The 14880-nt window shown below is 73.9% G+C and carries 12 protein-coding genes; 10 read left to right on the forward strand and 2 right to left on the reverse strand.

The window, feature by feature from the left end:
• The coding region (locus tag VFZ92_RS08265) for an McrB family protein (RefSeq protein WP_330875214.1) at window positions 1-601 on the forward strand (601 nt) is incomplete at its 5' end.
• A complete protein-coding gene (locus VFZ92_RS08270) occupies window positions 598-1761 on the forward strand; it encodes an McrC family protein (RefSeq protein WP_330875215.1) in 1164 nt (387 codons plus the stop codon). The genes VFZ92_RS08265 and VFZ92_RS08270, both read left to right, overlap by 4 nt.
• A 9-nt stretch (window positions 1762-1770) precedes the next feature.
• Here VFZ92_RS08270 and VFZ92_RS08275 read toward each other — a convergent pair whose 3' ends face one another.
• A complete protein-coding gene (locus VFZ92_RS08275; protein WP_330875216.1) occupies window positions 1771-2619 on the reverse strand; it encodes an NYN domain-containing protein in 849 nt (282 codons plus the stop codon).
• 33 nt (window positions 2620-2652) lie between these two features.
• Window positions 2653-3357 carry an SDR family oxidoreductase gene (locus tag VFZ92_RS08280; RefSeq protein WP_330875217.1) on the reverse strand — a complete coding sequence of 235 codons (705 nt, stop codon included), beginning with the start codon at window positions 3355-3357 and terminating at the stop codon, window positions 2653-2655.
• A 112-nt stretch (window positions 3358-3469) separates the two neighbouring features.
• Here VFZ92_RS08280 and VFZ92_RS08285 point away from each other — a divergent pair, with 112 nt between their 5' ends.
• The 8 genes from VFZ92_RS08285 (at window position 3470) to VFZ92_RS08320 (ending at window position 14874) form a co-directional block, all read left to right on the forward strand.
• The gene (locus VFZ92_RS08285) at window positions 3470-3937 is read left to right on the forward strand and encodes a helix-turn-helix domain-containing protein (RefSeq protein WP_330875218.1); all 468 of its coding nucleotides are present in this window, start codon (window positions 3470-3472) and stop codon (window positions 3935-3937) included.
• A gap of 100 nt (window positions 3938-4037) precedes the next feature.
• The gene (locus VFZ92_RS08290) at window positions 4038-4499 is read left to right on the forward strand and encodes a helix-turn-helix domain-containing protein (protein ID WP_330875219.1); all 462 of its coding nucleotides are present in this window, start codon (window positions 4038-4040) and stop codon (window positions 4497-4499) included.
• Window positions 4500-4618: 119 nt separating this feature from the next.
• Complete coding sequence (locus VFZ92_RS08295) at window positions 4619-7954, forward strand: serine hydrolase (protein ID WP_330875220.1); 3336 nt, start codon at window positions 4619-4621, stop codon at window positions 7952-7954.
• A 1-nt stretch (window position 7955) separates the two neighbouring features.
• Window positions 7956-8897 carry a GNAT family N-acetyltransferase gene (locus VFZ92_RS08300; protein ID WP_330875221.1) on the forward strand — a complete coding sequence of 314 codons (942 nt, stop codon included), beginning with the start codon at window positions 7956-7958 and terminating at the stop codon, window positions 8895-8897.
• Window positions 8894-10000 carry an o-succinylbenzoate synthase gene (gene menC / locus VFZ92_RS08305; RefSeq protein WP_330875222.1) on the forward strand — a complete coding sequence of 369 codons (1107 nt, stop codon included), beginning with the start codon at window positions 8894-8896 and terminating at the stop codon, window positions 9998-10000. The genes VFZ92_RS08300 and menC overlap by 4 nt, the downstream gene beginning before the upstream one ends.
• Window positions 10001-10082: 82 nt before the next feature.
• Entirely contained in the window at window positions 10083-11717 is a 1635-nt protein-coding gene (locus VFZ92_RS08310) for a helix-turn-helix domain-containing protein (protein ID WP_330875223.1), read from the forward strand.
• A 113-nt stretch (window positions 11718-11830) separates the two neighbouring features.
• Window positions 11831-13837 carry a glycosyl hydrolase family 28-related protein gene (locus VFZ92_RS08315; RefSeq protein WP_330875224.1) on the forward strand — a complete coding sequence of 669 codons (2007 nt, stop codon included), beginning with the start codon at window positions 11831-11833 and terminating at the stop codon, window positions 13835-13837.
• A 38-nt stretch (window positions 13838-13875) separates the two neighbouring features.
• On the forward strand, window positions 13876-14874 hold the full coding sequence (locus VFZ92_RS08320; protein WP_330875225.1) for an ADP-ribosylglycohydrolase family protein: 999 nt from the start codon (window positions 13876-13878) through the stop codon (window positions 14872-14874).
• Window positions 14875-14880 lie beyond the last annotated feature (6 nt).

Below are 14880 nucleotides of genomic sequence, written 5' to 3' on the forward strand. Positions count from 1 at the left end.
CAGCGGCGGGAGCGCGACCTTCGAACTGGTGCACGGTCCGCTGCGCCGCCTGGCCGAGTCGGCGGCGAAGGACCCGACGACGCCGCACGTCCTCATCATCGACGAGATCAACCGGGCGAACCTCCCCAAGGTGTTCGGGGAGCTGTACTTCCTGCTGGAGTACCGCGACGAGGCGATCGACCTCCAGTACTCGCCGGGCGACCGGTTCACCTTGCCCGCCAACGTCTTCGTCATCGGCACGATGAACACCGCCGACCGGTCGATCGCGCTGGTGGACGCCGCCATGCGGCGCCGGTTCGCCTTCGTCGAACTCCACCCGGACCTCCCTCCGGTCAAGGACCTGCTCGCGCGGTGGGCGTCGGCCAACGGCAAGGACGACGGACGAGCGGAGCTGCTGGCCAAGCTCAACGCCGCCATCGGGGACGACCGGGAGTTCAAGATCGGCCCGTCGTACCTGATGAAGCCGGATGCGGACCACGGCCTCGACCTCGTCTGGGAGCACTCGATCCTCCCGCTGCTCGAAGAGCACTACTACGAGCGTCTGTCCCGGCAGCGGGTGCACGACACCTTCGGCCTCGACGCGGTCCGCGCACTCCCGTGATCGTCCTGCCGGAGAACTCCGGGACGGGCAAGACCGTGCCGCTCACCCCGGCCCAGGTGGTCTACCTGAAGGGGTGCGGTCTGGTCGACGTCCGACCCAGCGGCGCCGACTTCACCCTGATCCCCAGGTCCAAGCGGGTGGGAGCCGTCCACGCCCACGGCCTCGACGTCGTGGTGACGCCGAAGGTGACCGTCCCGCGCCTGCTGTTCCTGCTCGGCTACGCGCTCAACCCCGGCTTCCGCCCGGAGAACGTCGAGGGCGTGGAGGCGGACGGGCTGTGGGCCGTCGTCGCGGAGACCCTGTGCCGCACCGTCGAACGGGCACTGGCCAGCGGCGTGCTCCTCGGCTACACCTCGCAGGACGTGACGAGCACGGTGATCCGCGGGCGCATCCGGGTCGGCGACCAGCTCGCGCGGCGGCCCGGTCGTGCGGTGCCGGTCGAGATCACGCACGACGAGTACACGGTGGACACCCCGGAGAACCGGGTGCTGCGGGCGGCGGTCGGCCGGATGCTCGCGGTTCCCCGCGTCGACGAGGGGATCAGGACCCGGCTGCGGCACCTGCGCAACCGGCTCACCGGCGTCTCACCCCTGGCCGCCGGGGCACCGCTGCCGCAGTGGCGACCGAACCGGCTCAACACCGCGTACCACCCGGCCCTGCGGATCGCGGACCTGGTGCTGAGGACGCTCTCGTTCGAGGTGGGGGAGGACGGCCTGTCGATCGCCGCCTTCGTCGTCAACATGGAGAAGGTCTTCGAGGACTTCGTGACCACCGCGTTGACCGAGGCGTGGAGTTCCGGGCCGGGGCGGACCGAGGGTCAGTACCCGGTGAAGCTCGACACCGGCGGTGCGATCTCGATGAACGTCGACGTGGTGCACCTGGTGGACGACGTGCCCCGGTTCGTCGTGGACGCCAAGTACAAGCTGGAGAGCGCGTCGGGCCGCTACCCGACCACGGACCTCTACCAGGTGCTCGCCTACTGCACCGCGCTCAGGGTCGACCGGGCCTGGCTCGTCTACGCCAGCGGCACCACCGGCGCCACGCCGCGGCGCATCCACAACTCGCCGATCACGATCACCGAGTACCCGCTGGACCTGGACGTGTCGCCGGAGGAGCTCATCGCCCAGGTCGAGCGCCTCGCGCGGTCGGCGTGGGCGTAGCCAACCCCGTCACTCGGGGCGGATCGCGTACGCCCTCGGGTACTTCCGGCCCGGCGTCGGTGTCGGTGAGCCGGTGAACGACACCCGCGTGCCGTTGGGCAGCACGGCGTGGTCCTCCGGGAGGTCGTCGCGCGAGACGAACCAGGACCCGCCGCGGGTGTCGGTGATGAACCCGTGCGACTGCCCGGCCCGCCACCCGGTCACGGTGCCGCGCCTGCGGCCGCGCGGTGTGCCGACGGGGGAGGCGACGGCCTCCGTCGACCGCACGAACGGGCTGCGCAGGGGGTAGTCGGGGCGGTCGGCGGGTGCGAACAGGGCGTCGAACGAGGGGGTGGACGTGGCCGCGGCGCGCAGCGGGGCCGCGGTGCGCGGTGTCCAGGCGGGCGGTGGCGCGCCGGGCGACGACCTGATGTCGACGACCGGCACGACCACGTGCACGCCGCGGGCGGACAGCCGCTTCGCCAGCGGGGCGAAGTCGGCGTCGCCGGTGACCAGCACGACCCACTCCAGCGGCACGGTCGTGGCGCGCTCCCACGCCTCCAGTGCGAAGTGGACGTCGACGCCCTTCTCCTTGCCGCCGTGCAGGGGGAGGTCGTGCCGGGTGATCCCGGCGGTGGCCAGGACGTTGTCGAACGACGTGGCGGGCGTCTGGATGCGTCCGCGCACGTAGTGCGCCTCGGGCACCAGGCAGTCGGCGAGGGGCGTTCCGGTCTCGGTGTGGGCGTACCAGCGCAGCGCGTCGTGGAAGCCGTCGAGCGCGATCCTGGCCGCCCGCTGGTGCGCGGTGGCGTAGAAGTCGCTCAGGTACGCGAACCAGGTGCCGTCGTAGAACACGCCGATGCGCTTGATCTGCCCCACCGGCGGAACCCTACCGCGCGCCGCCCGGCGGGCTCAGGACCCGACGAGTTGCGGGTACGCGTCGGTGACGGACTTGGCCGGGGCCGCCTTCGCCTCGCGGGCCGGCTCGCCGACGACGACCTCGTGGGCGCCCTTCTCGATCCCGTCCAGCGTCTCGTTCGCGACCCGCGAGGGCGCCAGCTTCGGCACGTCCACCGCCGCGGTCAGGTCCGTGTCGATGTAGCCCGCGTGCACGGCGACGACCTGCGTGCCCTGCCCGGCCAGGTCGAGGCGGGTCGAGTTGGTGGCCGACCACGCCGCCGACTTGGTCGCGGCGTACCCGCCGAGGAACGACGAGCCGCGCCACGACAGGTCCGACAGGACGTTGGCGACGACGCCCCCGCCGTTGGCCGCGAGCACGGGCGCGAAGGCGCGGCTCACGGCGATCAGGCCGAAGTAGTTCACGTCCATCAGCCTGCGCAGCTCGGCGTCGGAGCCGAGCACCGGTTCGAGCGAGCCGATCCCGGCGTTGTTGACCAGCAGGGTCACGTCACCGGCCCGGCGCACGGCGGCGGCGATCGTGGCGTCGTCGGTGACGTCGAGGTGCAGCGCCGTGACACGGGGGTCGGTGACGGTCGAGGTGTCCCGCACCCCCGCGTAGACCTTCGCCGCGCCGCGGTCGAGCAGCGCCTGCACGTACGCCGCGCCGAGGCCGCGGTTCGCGCCGGTGACCAGTGCCACCGCACCTGGGATCCGCATCGGGGTGCCCTTCGTCGAACGAGTTGGTCTGGTGATGAGACTGACCGTAGCACGGTAAGTCTGGTTAAGCGACTAACTGGGTCTGGTGACACGACTGAGGTAGGCTGGCGGCGTGTTGCACCGCGAGTACCAGACGCAGGTCTGCTCGGTCGCGCGCTCGCTGGAGGTCGTCGGCGAGCGGTGGTCGCTGCTGATCGTCCGCAGCGTCCTCCAGGGCGTCGTCCGCTTCGACGACCTCAAGGAGGCGCTGGGCATCACCCGCAGCGTCCTCACCACGCGCCTCCAGCACCTCTGCGCCGAGGGCGTGCTGGAGCGCACGCCGTACAGCGACCGGCCGCCGCGCTTCGAGTACCGCGTCACCGAGAAGGGCGCGGAGCTGTGGCCCCTGCTGGCCCACCTGCTGCGCTGGGGCGACAAGTACTACCCCGAGCCCGCGGGCGCGCCGCTGCTGGTGGAGCACGCCGAGTGCGGCGGGGCACCCGACGGGAACCTGGTCTGCGACCGGTGCGGCACGTCGCTGCGCGCGGCGAACGTCGAGGTCAGGCCGGGGCCGGGCAGCCCGGCGGTGGCCGAGGGCTGAGGCCCGGCGAGTCGGCCGGTCCGGCGCCGCTCGGGCCGCGGGCGGGCGTCGCCCGCGACCACTGGATCCCGATCGGCGACCCAGGGGTAGCATCGGGTGCATGGCCGACGTCAGGATGCAGGGCTCGACCTGCTCCGTCACCAGGAGCCTCGGGGTCCTCGGCGAGAAGTGGACCTTCCTCGTGCTGCGGGACGCGCTGGTCGGCACGACCAGGTTCGCCGACTTCCGCCAGTCCCTCGGCGTCGCGGCCGACGTGCTCAGCGACCGGCTGTCGACGCTGGTGGAGTTCGGCGTCATGACCAAGGTGCCCTACCAGGAGCCGGGCAGCCGGATGCGGTACGAGTACCACCTGACCGACGCGGGCCGTGCGCTGCACGTCGTCGTCGGCGCGCTCCAGCAGTGGGGCGACGAGCACCTGCCGTGGCCCGAGGGGCGCAGCATCGAGCGCCGGGCGCGCCGGACCGGCAGGCCGGTGCACGTGGCGTTCATCGACGACCTGGGCTACGAGGTGCCCGCCGACGACGTCGAGACGATCCGCACGGACGTCTACCCGGCGCGCTAGCCGGGGGGATCTTGGGCGCGGCGGACGAGTGCGGGGGCGACCACTGGTCCTTCCGCACCAAGACACGCGCGACCGGGTTCGGGAGGCTTCGGTAGGAGGACCTACCGAAGGAGAACCCGGTGACCCGTCGCCAGCGCACCGACGACCTGACCTCGTTCGCGGTACCGGAGCAGCCCGCGCTGTCCCCCGACGGGGAGCGGGTCGCCTACGTGCTCCGCACCGTCGACGCGGAGGCGGACCGGACCGATCGCGCGCTCTGGGCGGTGGGCACCCGGACGGGCTCGCCCCGGCGCCTCACCGGGGGACGGGCCGACACCGCGCCCGCGTGGTCGCCGGACGGGACGCGGCTCGCGTTCCTGCGGGCGCAGGACGGGCCCGCGCAGGTGTGGCTGCTGCCCGCCGACGGCGGTGAACCGGAGCGGGTCACGTCGCTCCCGCTCGGCGCGGGCGCGCCGGTGTGGAGCCCGGACGGGACGCGGATCGCGTTCGGCGCGGCCGTGGACCTGCACGCCGCGGACGGCGAGGACGACGGGGCGCGGGCACGGCGCGCGGGTGCGCCGGTCGTGGCCGACCGGCTGGACTACCAGGCCGACGGGGCGGGCCTGCTGCGCACGCTGCGCACGCACCTGCACGTCCTCGACGTCCGGACCGGCAGGACCGAGCGGGTCACCGACGGCGACTGGCACGCGGGCGACCCGGCCTGGTCGCCGGACTCCACCAGGCTCGCGCACTCCGCGAGCACGGCGGCGGACGGGGACCTCGTGCTCCGGGCCCCGGTGCACGTCGTCGACCTCGCCGACGGCACGTCGCGGCCCGTCGGCCTGCTCGACGGGTACGGCGGTCCGGTCACCTGGACCCCGGACGGCGCCGCGCTGCTGGTCGTCGGCACGGTCGGGCCGCCCACCGGCCACGCGGGCCTGCTGCGCGTGCCGCTGGACGGGTCGTCGCCGGTCGACCTCGCGGCCCCGCTGGACCGCAACGTCATGCCCGGCGGTCCCGGCTACCCCGGAGCCCTGCCCCGGTGGGTCGACGACGGCCGGAGCGTGCTCTTCTGCGCCCGCGACCGCGGCTGCACCCACCTGTACTCGGTGCCCCTCGACGGCGGCGGAGGTCCGGTCCCCGTGCTCGCGGGCGCCGGGCGGGTCGTGTCCGGCGTGTCCACCGCGGACGGCACGGCCGCCGTGGTGCTCGCGACGCCGGACTCCTACGGCGAGGTCGTCACCGTCGACCTGGCGACGGGGGAGGAGTCCGTGCTCACCGCGCACGGTTCCCCGGCCGACGTGGAGCTGTTCCCCCGCGTGGAGCGCGAGTTCACGATCTCCGACGGGACCACCGTGCAGGGGTGGCTCATCGGCGACACCTCCGCGGGGGGCCCGCTGCTGCTGGACGTCCACGGCGGACCGCACAACGCGTGGAACGGCGCGGCCGACGAGGTCCACCTCTACCACCAGGAGCTGGCCGCGCGCGGCTGGACCGTGCTGCTGCTCAACCCGCGCGGCAGCGACGGCTACGGCGAGCGCTTCTACACGGCGGCGCTGGGCGGCTGGGGCGAGGAGGACGCGGCGGACTTCCTCGAACCCCTCGACCAGCTGGTCGCCGAGGGCGTCGCCGACCCGCGGCGGCTGGCCGTGACCGGGTACAGCTACGGCGGGTTCATGACCTGCTACCTCACCAGCCGCGACGACCGGTTCGCCGCCGCGGTGGCGGGGGGCGTGGTCAGCGACCTCACCAGCATGGCGGGCACGGCCGACGTCGGGCACTTCCTCGCCGAGCTGGAGCTGGGCGGCCTGCCCTGGTCCGACCGCGACCGGTACGAGGCGATGTCGCCGTTCGCGCGGGTCGACCGCGTGCGCACGCCGACGCTGGTCGTGCAGGGCGCGGCCGACGTCCGCTGCCCGATCGGCCAGGCCCAGCAGTGGTACGCGGCGCTGCGCGAGCAGGGCGTGCCGACCGGGCTGGTGCTCTACCCGGAGGGCAGCCACCTCTTCATCCTCGAAGGCCGCCCGTCGCACCGCGTGGACTTCAACCGCCGGATCGTCGACTGGGTCGAGCGCTACGCGGGTGACGTCGCCGGGCCGCGCAGGCCCCGGATCGACGCCGAGCACTGGCGGCGCAGGCTCGGCGCGCTGGCCGAGCGCCACCGCGTTCCCGGTGCCGCGCTGGGGATCCTGCGGCTGCGCCCCGGCGGTGAGGACGAGCTGGTCGAGGCCGCGCACGGGGTGCTGAACCTCGACACCGGTGTGGAGACGACCACCGACTCGCTGTTCCAGATCGGGTCCATCTCGAAGGTCTGGACGGCGACGGTCGTCCTGCAACTGGTCGACGAGGGCCTGCTCGACCTGGACGCGCCGATCTCCGACGTGCTGCCGGAGCTGCGGCTGGCCGAACCGGACGTCACCAAGACCGTGACCATGCGGCACCTGCTCACCCACACCAGCGGCATCGACGGCGACGTCTTCACCGACACCGGGCGCGGCGACGACTGCCTGGAGAAGTACGTGGCGCTGCTCGCGGACGTGGCCCAGAACCACCCGCTCGGCGCGACCTGGTCCTACTGCAACTCCGGCTTCTCGCTGGCGGGCCGTGTGGTCGAGAAGCTGACCGGCGGCACGTGGGACCAGGCCGTGCGGGACCGGCTCCTCACCCCGCTCGGCCTGGAGCGGACGGTCACGCTGCCGGAGGAGGCCCTGCTGCACCGCGCGGCCGTCGGCCACGTCGGAGAGGGCGAGCAGCTCGTCACGGCGCCGCGGTGGGGGCTGCCGCGGTCGGTCGGACCGGCCGGGCTGATCACCTCCGCGGTGGCCGACGTCCTCGGCTTCGCCAGGATGCACCTCACCGGCGGCCTCGCGCCCGACGGCACGAGGGTGCTCGCCGGGTCGAGCGCCGAGGCGATGGCGGCGCACCAGGCGGACGTGCCGGAGAAGTTCACCCTCGGGGACTCGTGGGGGCTCGGCTGGATCCGGTTCGACTGGGACGGCCGCAGGCTGATCGGCCACGACGGGGCGACGATCGGGCAGAACGCCTTCCTGCGGCTGCTGCCCGACGAGGGCCTGGCGGTGGTGCTGCTCGTCAACGGCGGCAACAGCCGCGACCTGTTCCAGGAGCTGTACGGCGAGGTCTTCGCCGAACTGGCGGGCGTGACCGTGCCGACGCCCCTCGAACCGCCCGCGGAGCCCGTGGCCGTCGACGTGACCCCGCTGCTGGGCACCTACGAGCGGGCGGGCGCCCGGCTGGAGGTCCTGGACGGCCCGGTGCTGCGCACGACCGTGACCGGAGCGCTGGCCGACCTCGCGCCCGAGCCGACGCAGGAGTACGAGATGAGGGCCGTGCGCGAGAACCTGTTCGTGGTGAAGGACCCGAAGGTGCGCACCTGGACGCCCGTGTGGTTCTACTCGCTGCCGACCGGCGAGCGGTACCTGCACTTCGGTGTGCGCGCCACCCCGAAGGTGGGCTGAGGTGTTCCAGGCGGTCGGCCACGACCAACTCGACCGCCCCGGCTGGTGCGGGCGGACCATGACGGAGGGCGGCGCGGTGGCGACGATGGGTCCTGTGAACGAGCAGGAACACGCCCACGCCGCGGCCACGGCCGCCGGGGTCGAGGTGCGCGACGTGACCGGGCTGGCCGACCTCGAAGCGGTGTACCGCCTCTTCGACGGGATCTGGCGGCCCGCCCCGAACAACCCGCCGGTGACGACCCACCTGCTGCGCGCGCTGTCCAAGGCGGGCAACTACGTGGCGGGCGCGTTCGACGGGCCGGTGCTCGTGGGGGCCTGCGTCGGCTTCCTCGGGGCACCCGCGGGGCACGTGCTGCACAGCCACGTGGCGGGTGTGGCGTCGAGCGCGCTCGGCAGGCACGTCGGGTTCGCGCTCAAGCTGCACCAGCGCGCGTGGGCGGCCGAGCGCGGGATCGGGGAGGTCGAGTGGACCTACGACCCGCTGGTCGCGCGCAACGCGCACTTCAACATCACCAAGCTGGGGGCGCGGCCCGCGGAGTACCTGGCGAACTTCTACGGCGACATGGCCGACGACATCAACGGCGGCGACGACAGCGACCGGCTGCTCATCCGCTGGGACCTGCGCTCCGCCGCGGTCGCGGACGCCTGCGCGGGCACGCCGGCACCCGGTGACGTGCGGGCCGAGCTGGAACGGGGCGCGGTGGTCGCCCTCGGGCGGTCCGCGCACGGCACGCCGGTGGCGGGATCGGTGGAGGGGGAGACGCTGCTGGTGGCCGTGCCGCGCGACGTCGAGGCGCTGCGTGCCGCCGATCCCGGCGGGGCGAAGGAGTGGCGGGTCGCCGTGCGCGAGGTGCTCGGCGCCGCGCTGGCGGGCGGGGGCGGGATCACCGGGTTCGACCGGGCGGGCTGGTACGTCGTGACGAACGGGAAGGGCAGTCGATGAAGCTGACCGGAGTGGAGCTGCGCCGGGTCCGGATGCCGCTGGTGGCGCCGTTCCGGACGTCGTTCGGCACCCAGACCGCGCGGGACGTGCTGCTGCTGCGGGCGGTCACCGACGAGGGGGAGGGCTGGGGCGAGTGCGTGGCGATGTCCGACCCGCTCTACTCCTCGGAGTACGTCGACGCCGCCGCGGACGTGCTGACCCGCTTCCTCATCCCGGCGCTGGGCGGGCGCGGGCGGCTCGACGCGAACGCGGTCGCGCCCGCGCTGGAACCGTTCCGGGGGCACCGGATGGCGAAGGCGGCGCTGGAGATGGCCGTGCTCGACGCCGAGCTGCGCGCGGAGGGACGGCCGCTGGCGCGGGAGCTGGGCGCCACCCGCGACCGGGTCCCGTGCGGGGTGTCGGTGGGGATCATGGACTCGATCGGCGAGCTGCTCGACGCCGTCGGCGGGTACCTCGACGAGGGGTACGTGCGGATCAAGCTGAAGATCGAGCCGGGGTGGGACGTCGAGCCGGTGCGCGCGGTGCGCGAGCGGTTCGGCGACGACGTGCTCCTCCAGGTCGACGCGAACACCGCCTACACCGCGGCCGACGCGCGGCACCTGGCCCGGCTGGACCCGTTCGGGCTGCTGCTGATCGAGCAGCCGCTGGAGGAGGAGGACCTGCTCGGCCACGCGGAGCTGGCGAAGGTGATCAGCACGCCGGTCTGCCTCGACGAGTCGATCACCTCGGCGCGGTCGGCCGCCGCCGCGATCGCGCTGGGGGCCGCGGCGATCGTCAACATCAAGCCGGGCCGGGTCGGCGGCTACCTGGAGGCCAGGCGGATCCACGACGTGTGCGCGGCCCACGGCGTGCCGGTGTGGTGCGGCGGGATGCTGGAGACCGGGCTGGGCCGGGCGGCGAACGTCGCGCTGGCCGCGCTGCCCGGCTTCACCCTGCCGGGCGACACGTCCGCCTCGGGCCGGTTCTACCGCACGGACGTCACGGCGCCGTTCGTGCTCGACGACGGTCACCTGACCGTGCCGACCGGGCCCGGCCTGGGTGTGGAGCCGCTGGCCGACGAGCTGGAGGCGGTGACCACCTCGACGGAGTGGGTGCCGGTCTGAGTCGTCCGCCCGGACGAGTGAACGACCCGATTTCGTCCGCTCCGACGAACCCCCACCCGGCCGAGGGGCCTAGGTTTCGGGTATGACCCCGCGACCGCACGCCAGCCTCGGTCGGGTGCTCGACGACCTCGGCGCGACCCTGCTGGAACTCGTCCACGGCGGGCCCGACGTGGCGCGCGCCATCGGGGGCGTCGCCATCCACGACCCGCTGGACGACGCCGCGCCGCCGCCGGACGCGCTCGTGCTGGGCGTGGGGCTGGGGTCGCCCGCGGAGATCGCCGCCCTGCTGCGCTCGCTGAGCGGTCACGCCGCGCTCGGGCTCGTGGTGCGGGCACCCGTGCCGGTGTCGGAGGAGGTGGCCGCGGCCGTCGAGGACTCCGGGGTCGCCCTGCTCGGCCTGACCCGCGGCGCGTCGTGGGCGCAGCTCGCCGCGATGCTGCGGTCGCTGCTCGCCGAGGGCGACATCGGCGGGGTGGGGCCGGAGACGTTGGGCGGAATGCCGTCCGGCGACCTGTTCGCGCTGGCCAACGCGGTCGCCGCGCTCCTGGACGCCCCCGTGACGATCGAGGACCGCGGGACGCGCGTGCTGGCGTTCTCCGGCCGCCAGGACGAGGCCGACTCGTCCAGGGTGGAGACCATCCTCGGCCGCCAGGTGCCCGAGAAGTACGCGCGGGTGCTGTTCGAGCGGGGCGTGTTCCGCGACCTGTACAGCACCGACCAGCCGGTGTACATCGAGCCGGTGACGGCGTCGTCGCTGCCCCGCGTCGCGGTGGCCGTCCGCGCGGGCGACGAGGTGCTCGGCTCCATCTGGGCCGCCGTGCGCGCACCGCTCACCGCGGACCGCACCACGGCCCTGGTGGACGCGTCCAGGCTGGTGGCGCTGCACATGCTCCGCATCCGCGCCGGGGTCGACGTGGAGCGCAGGCTGCGCACCGACCTGCTCAGCACCGCCCTCGAAGGCGGTCGGGGAGCCCGCGACGCCCTGGACCGCCTCGGCCTCGCGGGCCGTCCGGTGGTCGTGCTGGCGATGGCGACCACCCACCCCGACGGGACCACCGCCACCGAGGCCGCGCTGGCCACCGAGCGCCAGCGGCTCGGCGACGCGCTCGCGATGCACCTGAGCGCGCTGCACCCGCGCTGCGCGACCGCCCTGATCGGCGACGTCACCTACGGGCTCGTGCCGTCGACCGCCGACGGCGACGAGCGCGCCCTCACCATCGCCGCCGACTTCCTCGACCGCGTCGGCGAGCGGACCAGGGCCGTGATCGCCGTCGGTCCCGTCGCGGCCGAGACCGCCGACCTGCCCGCGGCCCGCGCCAACGCCGACCGCGCCCTGCGCGTCCTGCGCGCGGGCGGCGCCCGGCGCACCGCCCGCCTGTCCGACGTGCACGTGGAGGCGCTGGTGCTGGAGCTGCGCGACCTGGCCGCGTCGCAGGGCGACCGCCCGACCGGCGCCATCGCGAAGCTGATCGCCTACGACGAGCGCCACACCGCCAACCTGGTCGAGACCCTGAGCGCCTGGCTGGACGCCTTCGGCGACGTCATCGCCGCCTCGGCCGCCGTCCACGTCCACCCGAACACCTTCCGCTACCGGCTGCGGCGGCTGGCGGAGATCGGCGACCTCGACCTCACCGACCCGGAGGCGCGCTTCGCGGCGATGCTCCAGCTCCGCGTCCTGTCCACGTCACCGCGCACCTCTTCGCAAAGAATCGACTGACATTCGCAAATCATCATTCAGTTCATGAAACTTCCCTACATCTCCTTGTGGCTGCGCTGACCGCAACCTAAGGTCGTCTCACCCTGTCGCCGGACGGAAGAGGCGGGTTCCCGATGTCACGGAGCACCAGTGGAGTCGCCGCTCGGCGGTGGACGGCGGTCGTGGTCGCCTCGGTGGCCGCCGCGAGCCTGTGCGCGGTGGGCACGGCGGTCGCCTCCGCCACCCCGGTGGTCACCCGCGCGGGCCTGGCCCCGTCGCTGGTCGCGGGCCGGGGCGCGGCGGTCGCCTTCCTCGAACAGGAGGCGGAGAACGCGGTGACCACCGGCACCGTCATCGGGCCGGACCGGGACGCGTACACGCTGCCCGCGGAGGCGTCCGGGCGCAGGGCCGTCAAGCTCGTGCCGGGTCAGCACGTGGAGTTCACGCTGCCCGCCAGGGCCAACGCGGTCACCGTCCGCTACAGCGTCCCGGACGCGCCGACCGGCGGCGGCATCACCGCGCCGCTGGACGTGTCGGTGAACGGCAGGCACAGCAGGACCGCCACCCTGACGTCGCAGTACTCGTGGCTGTACAACCAGTACCCGTTCACCAACGACCCGAACGCGGACCTGCTGCACCCGGACTGGTGGATCACCGAGTGCTCCTGCGTGCCCGCGGCGACGACGCCCGCCCCGACGATCGCGAAGCCGTTCCGCCCCAGCCACTTCTACGACGAGGTGCGGGTCAAGCTCGACCGGACCTACCCGAGGGGCGCGAAGGTGCGCCTCACCGCACCCGTCGGCACCGCCGCGGCGTGGACGGTCGTCGACCTGCTGGACTCCGAGCTCGTCGGCCTGCCGCACGTCGCCCCCACCGCCGTGAACGTGCTGCTGCTCGGCGCCGACCCGACGGGCCGCCGCGACTCCGCCCCCGCGTTCGACGCGGCCATCGCGCTGGCGAAGCGCCTGCACCGCCCGGTGTACCTGCCGCCGGGCACCTTCCAGGTGAACCGCCACATCGTCGTCGACGACGTGACGATCGAGGGCGCGGGCAACTGGCACACGGTCGTCAAGGGCCGCGAGGTCGCGCTGAGCACGCCCGCGCCGGACGGTTCGGTGCACACCGGCGTCGGCTTCTACGGCCGGGACGCCTCCGCTGGCGGCAGCCGGAACGTGCACCTGTCCGGCTTCGCCATCGAGGGCGACGTCCGCGAGCGCGTCGACACCGACCAGGTCAACGGCGTCGGGGGAGCGATGAGCGACTCGACCGTCCGGGGCCTGCACATCCGCCACACCAAGGTGGGCCTGTGGTTCGACGGGCCGATGAGGAACGTCCGCGTGAGCGACAACGTGATCGTCGACCAGATCGCCGACGCCCTCAACCTCCATACCGGCGTCACGGACTCGGTGGTGTCCGGCAACTTCGTCCGCAACTCCGGCGACGACGGCCTGGCCATGTGGTCGGAGAAGACCCTGAACGCGCGCAACACCTTCGACCGCAACACCGTGCAGACGCCGACGCTGGCGAACGGCATCGCGATCTACGGCGGCGCGGACACCACCGTCTCCCGCAACCTCGTCGCCGACCCGGTCCGCGAGGGCAGCGCCGTCCACGTCGGGTCGCGCTTCGGCGCCGAGCCGTTCACCGGGTACGTGCGGATCACCGACAACACCACGGTCCGCGCGGGCACGTTCGAGCTGAACTGGAAGATCGGCCTCGGCGCGATCTGGCTCTACGCGCTCGACCGGGACATCGACGCCGACGTCCAGGTCGTCGGCGACCACTTCCTCGACAGCACCTACAACGCGATCATGCTCGTCTCCGACTTCCCGGTGAGGGACCGGTACTCGATCACGAACGTCCACTTCGCGGACATCAGGGTCGACGGGACCGGCACGTCCGTCGTCAGCGCCCGCTCGGCCGGGTCGGCGTCCTTCGAGAACGTGGACGCCCGCAACGTCGGCGCGGTCGGGATCAACAACTGCGGCTCGTTCGGCTTCACCCCGGCGGGCTCGGAGTTCTCGGTGGCCGACCTCGGCGGCAACGACGGCGGCTGGCTCGCGCCGTGGCTGCTGCCGAACACCACCACGTGCGACGACCGGCCGCCGGTCGTGCCGCCGCCCGCGCCCGCCGCCTGGTAGCCGCGTGCCCGCGGCTGTCCGAAGTAGAGTCGCGGGCCATGGAGCGGATCGCGGGATCGTTGTACGGACTGGCCTTCGGGGACGCGCTCGGCAGGCCCACGGAGTTCCTCACCGTGGCCGAGATCGACCGGAGGTTCGGCCCCACCGGGCCGGACGACCTGGAGGGCGACCCGGCGACGGTCACCGACGACACCCAGATGGCGCTCGCGGTCGCGTGGGCGCTGCACGGGGTCGACCGGTACACCGCCGAGGTCCTCGAACCGCGCCTGCGGGAGCGGTTCGTGGCGTGGGCGCACAGCCCGGAGAACGACCGCGCGCCGGGCACGACGTGCCTGCACGCGTGCGGCGGGCTCGCGGAGGGCCTGCCGTGGGTGGAGGCGACCGTCGCGGGGTCCAAGGGGTGCGGCGCCAACATGAGGGTGACCCCGGTCGGCCTGCTGCCGGGGCTCGACCTCGACGTGCTCGCCGGGGTGTCTCAGCTCCAGGCCGCGATGACCCACGGCCACCCCACGGCGCTGGCCGCGTCCGAGCTGACCGCGTACGCGACGCGGCTGCTGGTCGACGGTCTCGCGCTGGCCGACGTGCCCGCCGCGCTGCTCCAGCGCTGCGCCGACCGGCGTCGGGTGTACCAGGGCGACTGGCTCGGCGCGCTGTGGGAGGCGCCGGGTGCGACCACGCCCGCCGACTTCATCGCACGCGGCTGGGACGAGTGCGCCGAGGCCGTCCAGCGGGTGGTCGCCGCGCTGGCCGCGCCGGACGACGGCCAGGACGCGTGCCTGGCCACCGGGGCGGGCTGGATCGCGGAGGAGGCGCTGGCGACCGGCCTCTACTGCGCCCTCCGCCACGCCGACGACCCGGTCCGGTCCCTGGTGCGGGCCGCGCGCACCAGCGGTGACTCGGACTCGATCGCCGCGCTGGCCGGGGCGTTCACCGGTGCCGCGCACGGGCTGGCGGCGTGGCCCGCGGACTGGGTCGACCGCATCGAGTACGCCGACCAGCTGGCCGCGCTGACCCGGGGTGCGCACGAGCGGGCCTGAGGGTCG

It is taken from the genome of Umezawaea sp., assembly GCF_036375055.1.
In the GTDB taxonomy this organism is placed as follows: Bacteria; Actinomycetota; Actinomycetes; order Mycobacteriales; family Pseudonocardiaceae; genus Umezawaea.